Here is a 12,022-nt window from a genome sequence, read left to right as displayed (position 1 = left end):
GGGTATGAGATTCAACTGTACTGGAAAGCAAAAAAATTATTCAGCTGTTCAAGGGGTAGAACAGCTGAATATACTTTCTTTTTAAACTAGATTTTTAAAAAGATTCTTCTTGCGACTATAGGCTTTTATGCTATACTTCTTACATGGCGACAATGATGAACTCACTGCGTCTATTGACTTGATGCTCAGTTTCTGTACAACGCACACCATTGCTACAAGAATTGAGCAATTGTGTTTCTCCATAGCCACGTCCAGTTAAACGACTGGCTTCTATTCCTTGTTCTTTCATCCACTGAATGGTGGCTTTTACTCGACGATCAGATAGGTTCAAATTATAGGTGTCATTCCCTCTACTATCCGTATGAGAACGAACATCAATTTTCATGGTTGGGTGCGCACGCATTACTTCTACAATCTTCATCAATTCGATTGCTGCATCCTGACGGATAATAGCCTTATCAAAATCAAAATAAATCGGTTTCAACTGCAATCGCTTAAATAAATCGTCGTTAACTTCTAGTGGTTTCGTTGTGCGTTCTAAACCAATATCGAACGTCTTAACTCCTGGGTCACGATTAGGGGTAAAAACTAATTCGATCGTATTATATGCTTGTTTTTCTGCTTTTATACGGTATTTCACTCCACAATTTAAATCCGAAATAACATAGCGCCCTTGATTATTTGTATGCAGTGTATCGCTTTTTTGATACAAGGCATCTGAAACAATAATAGATGCATTGACAAGTAATTCTTTTGTATCTAAGTCATAAACCGTTCCTTCAATACTTTGTTTACATGGTTTTGCTGTGAATAGATAAATATCATCTGCTCCTTTACCTCCTGCTCGATTGGAACTTACAAAACCTTTCCCGTCTTTTGGATCCAAATACAATCCGAAATCATCCAGACTACTATTAATGGGCTCCCCCATATTTACGACAGGACCAAAACTACCGTCAGGATACATTTTAGCAACAAAGACATCCATTCCTCCTAATCCAGGATGGCCATCCGAAGCAAAGTACAATTGGTAATCTGAAGAAATAAAAGGGAAACTTTCTCTACCTTCTGTATTGATTGCTTTTCCTAAATTTTCCACTGGGCCATAGCCGTTGTTTTGATAGACTGCAACGCGATATAGATCTGATTGCCCCAACGTTCCTTTTCGGTCTGAAGCAAAGTACAACCACTTTCCATCAGGAGTTAAAGCAGGATGGGCAGTATTGAAATTATCCGAATTGATTGGCAATTCCAATACTTGTCCCCACGACCCATCCGTTTGCTTTAAAGCACTGTATATTTTCAGTGAAGAATTATGCGCTTTATTCTGCTTGCTTTTCCCGCTCGGTTTGGCATTATTTCTTGTAAAGAACATGCGGTTCCCATCTGCAGTAAAAACAGCAGTAGCTTCATTGACATAAGCTGCTTCATCCAGAGGAAAACGCTCGGGATTACCGATTCCATTTTCGTCAATTTTTACTTGGTACAAATGCGTATAGCTTTCATTCGTCCATGAATGAATCTTACTTTTACTTTGATGATCTGTATCTCGAGCCGTTGTGAATACAAACTGATTGCCAAGTAATGTCCCGCCATAATCTGAATAAGCACTATTCAAAGGCAACAACTGAATATCATAGCGATTGGAATGCTTCTCAATATGCTCGAGATAGGCTCGATTTTTATTGTACTCTTCTACTCTTTGATCTTGTTTTTCAATGAGCGCAAATTGATTCATCAATTCTTGAGATTTCTCGTAATTCTTAACCGCTTTCAGTGTTTGACTATAGCGATAATAATATTCCGAAGGAAGCTCACTTACATTTTTATTCTCGTATTGCCCTTCAAACAATTCCGTATACCATTTATTCGCTTCTGTTAATTTTCCGTTGAAATAGTACGCATCAGCTAAATTTTGTAAGATAGAACTATTGATATACCCCTTTTCTGCCATGCGTTCATAAATCTGAATAGCGTCGATATAGGCCGTTCGATCAAAGCTCTTATCGGCTTGTTTTTCTTTTCTAATCTGACCATAACCTAAGTTTCCAAGACCTAAGCTAAGTGTCAATAGACCAACTTGTATGATTTGTTTTACCATAATACTTTCTTTTAGAAGAACCTCGGCGCAGCAACGCGCTTGTAGCTGTTAAACAAACTAAAACGCATAAATATTTCGTGTGAGCCTGAATTGTATCGAGCTAACTTACTCGTTTCAGCATCATAACTGTATCCAACGAAAATATTCTCAGACACCTGAAACCCAACGAGCCCACTTACTGCAGCATCCCAGCGATATGCCGCCCCAAGGGTAAACTTATCTAAGAACATAAAGTTGGCACTGACATCCATTTGCAAGGGTGAACCTTGTTCCATTTTTACCATAGCAGCTGGTTTGAATTTCAAGTTAGGATTCAAGTCAAAAACATAACCTCCTGTTAGATACATATGCATTTTTTGGCGAAGTGTTCTCACCTCGTTATCATCATAGCGCGATCTCGTTAAGAGATGAGGCGCTGACAATCCGACATAAGCCTTATCGGAATACAAGAATAAACCTGCTCCAATATTAGGCGAAAATTCGTTTTTAATATCATCTTCCGCTACAGGATCCGTTGGATTGTAAATATTTAATTTACTGTAATTTACATCCATTAAGTTCGCGGATCCCTTTAAACCAAAGGCCAATTTATATTGGTGATTCAAGTCAATCGCATAGGATAAATCAACGGACAACGTATTATCATCCATAACTCCCAAATGATCATTGACAAAATTTACTCCCAATCCCAACCCTGAATCTCCCAAGGGAGTATTAACAGAGAGGGTGGCTGTTTTAGGTGCTCCCTCTAGTCCTACCCATTGTGTGCGATACAATCCGAATATCTGTAGTCCTTCTCTACTTCCTGCATAAGCAGGGTTAATGTTAGAATGATTATACATGTATTGGGTATATTGTGGATCTTGCTGTGCATACGTTTGCGTTATACCAACCAAACCTAAGCTTAGAAGAAATACGGTACGTGTTGTCTTTTTTAGTCTCATGTTTTTGTGGTTTAATTGGTCTCTAAATGTAAGTTAGCCGCTTTCTTAATCATGCGACTACCATTTGCATCGGTATGTTCGTATGTCACAATATAGTAGTACGTTCCACTCGGTAATTTTTTCTTTTTATCGACTGTAATTTTACCTTCTGAATATCCATTAAATACATTCATACTTCCATCTCCATTTGGATCATATCCCGTTGTTTCATATACTTTCACTCCCCAACGATTGTAAATTTCCACTCGATTATTCGGATATTTACGGATGTTATCTATTATGAAATAATCATTTTTACCATCCCCATCAGGTGTTACTAAGTTATAAATGACTACATCTCCTTCTAAAATCCAATCCTCTTTTACCGTTCCTAAAGTGAAGTATCCAAAATTTTTAATTTTTGCCGGCGTAGAAACAGTCTGTGTTGACATATCTACTACTCCACCTTCATCTACCCAGAGCTGTTGCTTTTCATCCCAACGAAGAATATGAAGCTCTCGTTCTACATCGGTCAATATAGAAGGTAAGGTGGTACGTTCATCCCAGCTTAAGCTCAAAATAACCGTTTCTACCTCTTTGGACTTCCCTTCTAATTTCCAGTATTCTCTGTTGTTTACTTCTTTTACAACTCCTGTCGCGGTTTTATGCGTTTCAAAAAAGGCAGTATCATTGAAACGATATTCTGCTACAATAGCATCCGTTTTGCTCTTAGGAGCACTAATGATTGCTTGTCGAAAATACGTTTGATCTCCAATGGGAAATTCAAATCGTTCATTTCCTATTTTTTCTACCTTTCCTTCTGCATGTGAACGATCACTTGTACTAGAAGCAATAGCTCCTTCATGGAACGTCAACATACCGTAAGATCCTTTTGTTATAGGATTAAACGATTCATCTACTTTTACAATTCCATCTTTAAACTCCACTGTACCAAAAACATCCATGTTGTTTTTAAGATCAAAAGCAACCTCTGGTTTGCTGTTATCTAATTCGACATTATAAAATTGAGAGAATGCATTACCACTAATCAGTTGAACGCCTTCTTCGCCTTCATATCGCTTAAAAATGGCTTTACTGTTATTCGTAGCTCTACTTTTACTGCCACTATAACCATAGTGACCATCGTTATTAAAATTTCGAAAAAAGTAGACTGTTCCATCGTTAATTACTTTGCCTTCCGCTGTATTGGTAAAGTCAAAGCGAGTTGCGAGTGTTTCATCAGATGCCACAAACATTACTCCTGTATTGACCATTACCTGTTGCGCTGTATTTTGTGCCTGAACTATGCCTCCTGCCAAAAGGCTAAGGGCCAGTCCTATTGTATACTTTGTCTTTTTCATGTTCTAGAATTTTAAACTGTGCTTGCTGTTTTTACCAAATTTACAAGGGAATATCCTTATTTGACTTTCCAAAAAGACCATTCTTTTCCATTAAAAATGCACAACATTTTTGACACCGTATCAAATGCCATCGTTCCGGCTTTTGGGCTTAAAATATTCAAATGTGGGCTTTCCATTTTTGGTAAAACCATCGCTTTACTATTTGATTCTAAAACAAGAACCCCAGCTGCGGTTGAAGTTCGGCTTCCTAAAACAGATGGCGTCACGGCTGCATCTTCAGCAAAGGGTTGCTGCATACCTAAGTCGACATTCCCCTCTTGGATAGATAAATCAACCCAAGTGGACTCCGTGCCTCCTTTATAATATTTTACTTTTTTATCACTCGAATCGAAAATTAAAGTACCTCCAACAGGTGTAGTCACTTGTTGTGCTCCCGTTACCCAAGGCAAGATGATACCTCTATTATCATTAGTTTTAAAATCGAGGATTACATCGCTTCCTTCGACCATCTTTTTTCCAATAGCTGTTTGTCCTATCGTTGAAGTAACACTCAAGCAAAAGCAGAGGATAAAGAAAAAGAATGATTTATTTATAATATTTGTCATAGCAATTCAAATTTAGAGTAGTGGAAAAAGGAATTCACACGTGTTCCTTCCCTTTTCCACAGTGATTAACTATTCATCCACACATCCTTGATCTAAACAGCCCCAATTGGTTCCGTTATACATCTTCAGACAATTGATTGTTGTATCATATACTAGCATACCTTCTACTGGGCTTAGTCTTTCGATTTGAGCTGTAGTCAAACGCGTAATGACAAATCCTTTTGTTTTTGATTCTAGTACCATGAATGCATTTCCTCGATTCGGAATCCATGTTTTATCTGGTCTGTTTAACGTCGTAATCGCCAAATAACCCGCTGAATCCAATATATTTCCACTATCTCCTTCTACTGGATCGTAGTAACAAACAGTACAGTACTCAACCTCCAAAGATCCATATACTTCTGATGTTGTGCTATTTAAACACAAATCATCCGATTCATTCAGCAATTCAAAATCAATATACAGGTGTGATTCTCTTTGTCCTAAAGCAGGATTAAGCGGATCAATATCTTCCATAACAATTCCTGCACGATTTGGTGCTTTCACTTTGAATGTCAGCGTATGTTCTCCCGGAGGAAGTACAAAATCTTCGATAATCAAACTACCCACTTCAGAAGTATCCACAATCACTGAACCTCCAAAGCTAAGAGATGCAGAGGTCAAAGAATTATTTACATACGTAAATTCTTCATTAAAGTTGAACTCTGATATCATATCCTGAATACTAAACGCATTTGGGTTTTTCACTTTAACAGCTACCGTAACGACATCATTTTCAACATAACATCCTTTATCTGTTAATGCACTTACCACTTCTATAGGTAAAGGTCTTGCTGTTGGGTCTCCTGTTGCTAATGTACGCGTTGGTTCACATCCCGTAGACAAGCGATCACAGCTCAGCAATTCTACTGTTCTAGCCGGACCATCAAGCGGTTGATAACTCAGTTTTCCTCTGTTTTCATATACTCCTGCCGGTGCATCAAGGTCAAAAATAGCCTTCGCTCTAAAGGTCAAGGTAGATGTACCTGGCACTTCTATGTTTTGAATATCTAGTGTACTGCCTTGCGCATACGCGTTAATCGTAGCTTGAGCAACTGCAGTATCATCAATAGACAACGACTCGCCTACCCATTTCATCCCCGCTGGTAATACATCTGTGAAATTCACCTTGTACGGCGCACAGTTTGTATTTGCAATGCGGAACGTATACGTTGCCTCTTCACAAAGTAACATTTCTGGCGGACCTTGTTTGGTGAAGATTAATCCTTCTTCGTTAGGTTCTGGTAATGGAGGTAGACAATAGAAATCCATTGGTCCGATTCCCATGCGCATATTTCCGGCACCACTTCTACCTGTAAACGTATGAACAACATAGATTTTCTCTACAGGAACATCAAATTCTACATACATTCTTCCTTTAGGAGAAGCATAACTTGATGATTTATTTCCTTTTGCTCTATTTTCCTCAATTTTATAGGTTGGTTTAGCAGAAACATAACTTAGATTTGGCATGACGATTCCCTCTCCACAAACTCCATATACTTCGATATTACTATAGCGATTACCATAACGGTCAACTTCAAAAATTTCAAATGAACTCGCCGCTGCTTTTAAAGAACCATGCTGTTTAAGCACAACTTCTGTCACCATTTTCTTATCCCCTGAGCCTCTTCTTCTATATTCTCTTAAAGAGCGATACGTTGAAGGTCGAGGATAACGGCTTCTCAAAGAAGAAGGTGTCTCTACGGTTACTTTTACATCAGCCGTAAATCCATCTCCTAAATTAAACGATTGTGCAGTAGCTCCTTTTGCCCAGCTATTCTTGGTAAATTCTAATCGTTTTACACCACTGAAATCGCAAGATTCACAGATACCTGGCAATGCTTTTGCTGCAAAAGTAAAATAGGTGAATTGGTCTTTCGGAAATTTATAATTCACTTGGTGTCCATCGTATAAGTATTCCATTGGAATAACGCGGTCCCATTGGTTCGCTGTTAATTTACCTGGAGAATCTGCAACAAGCAAAAACACTTGCCAGTTGGGACCATTGAAAGGGAATTGTGAATCTGCCGCGCGTACAAGTACACTCTGATCGAAATCTGTATTATCGACCATCCAGATTCTACCGCTTAATTTGGAATCCATCTCTCCACAAATCGTTTGATTTCCAGCAAAAGAGAAACGCGTTAATGCACCATCATTATGTCCCCAAGTTAATGCCGTTCTATCTTTTTTAATGACACCTAATATCGGATCATTCCCTAACTTTGTTCCTACTCCCATGTGGACAATTGACCCTAAATCGGTTGATTTTGATTGGTAGTTGTACAAGTCTGCATCGTCATCACGTACAACCGAAGCCACATTGTGATGGAAATTTCTATGTGATGTATCATTACCATTCCAAATGGATGTATTATCGGAAAGTAAATAGTTGAAATTCTCGGATCCAAACGTTCCTAACTTGATTGTAATGGCGTATTTAATTCCTAAATAGGAGTTGATTCTCGATTTTTCATTGGCCGTTAATGCTCCTTCATATAAAATTACCTCAGGCATCATCCCTTTTAAGGTGTAGCTTTTAGAGGAACTCCCTAGTCCTAACATCCCAGGTCCGTTCATCAACACGTTGGTATATTTATGGTTTACTGTTTCGGAATGTCCACCATCAAACTCAAAGGTAACATTTGTTCCTACCTTCCAGTGATACCCTGCAATCGTCGTTGCTCCTGTATTAAACAATCGACTTGGGCTATTGGTCAATCCTGAAGAACCGATACGTCCTAATCCATCGACATTATTCGAACCTCCTTTATATACACCAAAAGATGGTCTTCTGGCATTAGTTCCGATTGTCTGTTGACCAAATCCAATAAAATAAGATCTAGATGAACTTTCAAAATCGTGATTCACTACGGCATAAAAAGCAACATCCTCAGGCACAGCCTTCGACATGGCCGCTTTATCCGTGATCATATAATCTTCCCACTTACGGAAATAAGGTGTTGGGTGAAAGTTTGTTTGCTCTTCAGCGTCTAAATATAAAGGAGCTGATCCATTCGCACCTCTTTTTCTATAGGTTGTTCCCATCCCCGAGTGATCTACCCAGTTTACCACTTCTCCTCGACTATCTACCGTAATGGTGTTTTTCTTTGACGCATTCAACCACATTCTCAATCCGTTGCTTACTCCTCCTGGAGCAACAAATTCAGACGTAAAACCAATATAATCTCCATCGTTAATAACCACGTTTTTGGCCACTCCATCTACTACTTTGTAAATGCGCGACTGACTTGGAGGGAAGTTTGGATTGGCACTTACCAATAACCAAGTTCCAATTCCTATACGGGCATTCACCGTATAAGAACTTTGTCCTGTTGCTTTGGCCTTAAGTTTATAGTTAAATAAAGTCGTCAGTTTTTCTTGTTTCACTACGCCTGTTACAGGATCTGTGTGCACCTGTAAGGTGTAATTCATAAAGGCTGTTCCTGCTAAATGTGCATACGGTTGATTTCCTTCTAGTCCGTTACCTCCAAACATCAACGCATTTTTATCTGCTAATGTTGAAGTATTTTCAGCATTGGTTTCCTGAAAATCACCGAGAGATACTGCTAGTACTGGATTGTCTGTACTCATGGCTTGCTTTTGATACAATCCACTTTGGTCATCTCTAGCGATACCAAAAACATCTTTTGCATAATCATAATACCCTGGTAAAACGCTACTATAAATAGGAGTTCCATTGGATAAAATATAGTTACCATCTAAACTTACCCCATATTTAACACCAAAATGGGTATTAATTTTACGCAACTCATCTGTAGTTAAAACCGCTCCAGAAGTTCCTGCTGGTTTAGACAAAACAATAACCTCCATGATCTCTCCATAGTAGTAATAGGGGTTGGTTGTTCCTGAACTCGCTCCTCCAATTACACTTTTTGTTTGTCCCGTTGCCATCGTTCGCCCTGCCATGGTTGATGTACTAGCTACCCCATTGAGTATTTGACTTTGTGGTGTAGCTGTTTTATTTGGCATCATTGCAATACCAATTCCATAAATATTTCCATCATTGCTGTGGGTATAGGAGCTTCCTCTCGTTTCATGCCACAAACGTTGAGCCGTTGATCCCGTACCTGCTGTCCAACCGTAGTTATCACCACTAGATGCGGTATTCAAGGTAAAAACAGGAGCATATTTTAATGAACCTGAAAAAGATTCATTTTCCAAACGGGAAATCCAAATGACAAAATAGGATTTATTAGGGTCCATCTGAAAATTCCCAACCGATTCTAATCTTCGTCTTTCATTATTGGCTGTAGTTGCATCTTCGTCATTATAGAACTCTACAGCTGGATGAAAGTTCATCGCCGATTTAATAAATCTAGGGTAATAACCTGTAGTATTCGTAAAATGTCTTGTGTTTCCAGATTTATCCATCCAAATCGATACATCATCCCCATCATGTATCGGTGTCGTTGTCAATTCATCTGCTTTTAACCAATATTCTATGGTTGTTCCAGTTACTCCTCCTGGAGTTTGAGCCATAACCAACATAGAACATAGGAAAAACATTATTAAATATACTTTTTTCATACATTTTTCTTTTTTAAATCCCTGCTGAAATCGCTTTCAGCAAGGATATTGTTACTGATGTTGCTTATTTTTTCTCCATTAATTTCTCCAATTTTTCTAATCGTTCTAAGACTGTCGCTTGTTCTTTTTTCAATTGATCAATTTGGTCTTGTTGTTCGATTGTATGTAAGAATAATTCTTCCACTTTTTCTAATAACTCAACAGAAAGATTAGTTAAATCAAATCCATAACCACTTTCGTTTTTATTTAACTCACTGATTGGTGTTACACCTGGTAAGTGATGGTTCTCTTTAACGAATCTTGCGATATCGGTTAGTGTATTAAATTTGTATGTCAGCTTGATATCTGAGCTACCTGTAAAATACTTTTCAAATACGTAATCCGCATATACCGCATTGGTTGTAAAATACTTCCCTGTTGTCACGACATCTCCAGCTACAAATAACTTAGCAGTCGTTTCTGTAGCAGGAATCTGACTGGCTCCAATAGCAATCGTACCTGTTTGGTAAATATTTTGTGTATTCAATGTCGCTATAGTAGATGAACCTTGTACCAACCATGGTGAAGCTGATAGTACAGATTGATCAGCCCAGCTAGGAATATTGCTTCCATTCGTCACTAACACTTGATTTGGTGAAAGAGATCTAGCCATATCTTCTAGTAGGATTGTTCCATCTTTGATATGTGCAGTTGTTATTCCATCATCTGCAACCTTAATACTCGCTTCTTTTAATAGCACTCCTGTACCATTTGTTACTGTGATTGACGCATCTGATTTTAACTCTTTACCTGCTGTAATCTTAGTAACATCAACCTCTGGTGTGCCAGGTACCCATGAAGTTCCATCAAACACTAAAGCTTGTCCATCTGCAACTGTTGTGGCACTTACAGGATTACCTTGGATTTTAGATAAGGTTGTTGCTCCAGTTGCACCAGTTACGTCTCCAGCTAAGGTTGTGCTTCCTAAATCAACTTCTTCTTTTGATCCATCTTCTTTGATGTAGTAATATTTGTTGTTGGTTACATCATAGTAAACATTTCCATATTGATCTTTTAATTGATTGATGACTTCCGTAACGAAAGTTGTATTCGAAGCAATTTCTTTGACATCCAACTGTACTTTGTTTCCATCGGAATCCGTTACTGTCAACATATCCGCGTCCAACGTGAAACTAGTATTTGTTGTATTGATCGATGACCAATCCACTTCTTCTTTAGATCCGTCTTCTTTGATATAGTAAAACTTGCTATCTGTTACATTATAGAACACATTTCCGTATTTACCTGATAATTTGTTTACTATCTCGGTAATTAAAGTTTCATTAGCTACTAATGCAGTAATAAAGGTTTCATTGTTCGCAATTTCCTTAACATCCAACTGTACTGTATTTCCATCAGAATCGGTAACCGTTAGCATATCAGCATCTAAAGTAAAGCTTACGTTGGTTGTATTGATCGATGACCAATCGATTTCGCCTTGGGTTCCATCCTCTTTGATGTAGTAGAATTTGTTGTTCGTTACATCATAGAATACGTTTCCGTATTTGCCTTTTAGCTTGTTCACGATTTCGGTAATCAACGTTTCGTTACTCGTTAAGTTTGTGATGAACTCTTCATTGTTCGTTAACTCTGTAATGAATGTTGAGTTGTTCGCAATTTCCTTAACATCCAACTGTACTGTATTTCCATCAGAATCAGTAATCGTCAACATATCAGCATCTAAAGTGAAGCTAACGTTAGTTGTGTTGATCGATGACCAATCAATCTCGCCTTGAGTTCCATCTTCTTTGATGTAGTAGAATTTGTTATTCGTTACATCATAGAATACGTTTCCATATTTGCCTTTCAGCTTATTAACGATTTCGGTAATCAACGTTTCGTTACTCGTCAAGTTTGTGATGAACTCTTCATTGTTCGTCAATTCCGTAATGAAGGTAGAATTGTTCGCAATTTCCTTCACGTCTAACTGTACTGTATTTCCATCAGAATCAGTAATCGTCAACATATCAGCGTCCAACGTAAAACTAACGTTGGTTGTATTGATCGATGACCAATCAATTTCTCCTTGGGTTCCATCCTCTTTGATGTAGTAGAATTTGTTATTCGTTACATCATAGAATACGTTTCCATATTTGCCTTTCAGCTTATTAACGATTTCGGTAATCAACGTTTCGTTACTCGTTAAGCTTGTGATAAATTCCTCATTGTTCGTCAATTCTGTAATGAACGTTGAGTTGTTCGCAATTTCCTTAACGTCTAACTGTACTGTATTTCCATCCGAATCGGTAATCGTCAACATATCAGCGTCAAGCGTAAAACTTACGTTGGTGGTATTGATCGAAGACCAATCGATTTCGCCTTGGGTTCCATCCTCTTTGATATAGTAGAATTTGTTGTTCGTTACATCATAGAATACGTTTCCGTATTTGCCTTTTAGCT

6 protein-coding genes are annotated in these 12,022 nt (G+C 38.2%); all 6 read right to left on the bottom strand.

Features of this window, described 5'->3' with window-relative positions:
• Positions 1-139: 139 nt before the first annotated feature.
• Positions 140-2,101: an OmpA family protein gene (locus ACUTSE_RS14040; RefSeq protein WP_445640696.1), complete on the bottom strand. Its 1,962-nt coding sequence runs from the start codon at positions 2,099-2,101 to the stop codon at positions 140-142.
• A gap of 11 nt (positions 2,102-2,112) precedes the next feature.
• Entirely contained in the window at positions 2,113-3,045 is a 933-nt protein-coding gene (locus ACUTSE_RS14035; protein ID WP_445640695.1) for a PorP/SprF family type IX secretion system membrane protein, read from the bottom strand.
• 11 nt (positions 3,046-3,056) lie between these two features.
• Positions 3,057-4,385 carry a gliding motility-associated C-terminal domain-containing protein gene (locus ACUTSE_RS14030; protein ID WP_445640694.1) on the bottom strand — a complete coding sequence of 443 codons (1,329 nt, stop codon included), beginning with the start codon at positions 4,383-4,385 and terminating at the stop codon, positions 3,057-3,059.
• Between the two features lie 56 nt (positions 4,386-4,441).
• Positions 4,442-4,990 carry a hypothetical protein gene (locus ACUTSE_RS14025; RefSeq protein ID WP_445640693.1) on the bottom strand — a complete coding sequence of 183 codons (549 nt, stop codon included), beginning with the start codon at positions 4,988-4,990 and terminating at the stop codon, positions 4,442-4,444.
• A 69-nt stretch (positions 4,991-5,059) separates the two neighbouring features.
• The gene (locus ACUTSE_RS14020) at positions 5,060-9,583 is read right to left on the bottom strand and encodes a hypothetical protein (RefSeq protein WP_445640692.1); all 4,524 of its coding nucleotides are present in this window, start codon (positions 9,581-9,583) and stop codon (positions 5,060-5,062) included.
• A 64-nt stretch (positions 9,584-9,647) separates the two neighbouring features.
• On the bottom strand, positions 9,648-12,022 hold a 2,375-nt coding region (locus ACUTSE_RS14015; RefSeq protein ID WP_445640691.1), incomplete at its 5' end, for a hypothetical protein.

This window comes from Myroides sp. TSA_177.3 (assembly GCF_052691955.1).
This window is presented reverse-complemented; position numbering and strand designations above follow the sequence as displayed.

Bases quoted from the DNA above. Each gene is read 5' to 3' on its own strand.
- ACUTSE_RS14040 (WP_445640696.1), bottom strand. From the start codon at position 2,101: ATGGTAAAACAAATCATACAAGTTGGTCTATTGACACTTAGCTTAGGT.
- ACUTSE_RS14035 (WP_445640695.1), bottom strand. From the start codon at position 3,045: ATGAGACTAAAAAAGACAACACGTACCGTATTTCTTCTAAGCTTAGGT.
- ACUTSE_RS14030 (WP_445640694.1), bottom strand. From the start codon at position 4,385: ATGAAAAAGACAAAGTATACAATAGGACTGGCCCTTAGCCTTTTGGCA.
- ACUTSE_RS14025 (WP_445640693.1), bottom strand. From the start codon at position 4,990: ATGACAAATATTATAAATAAATCATTCTTTTTCTTTATCCTCTGCTTT.
- ACUTSE_RS14020 (WP_445640692.1), bottom strand. From the start codon at position 9,583: ATGAAAAAAGTATATTTAATAATGTTTTTCCTATGTTCTATGTTGGTT.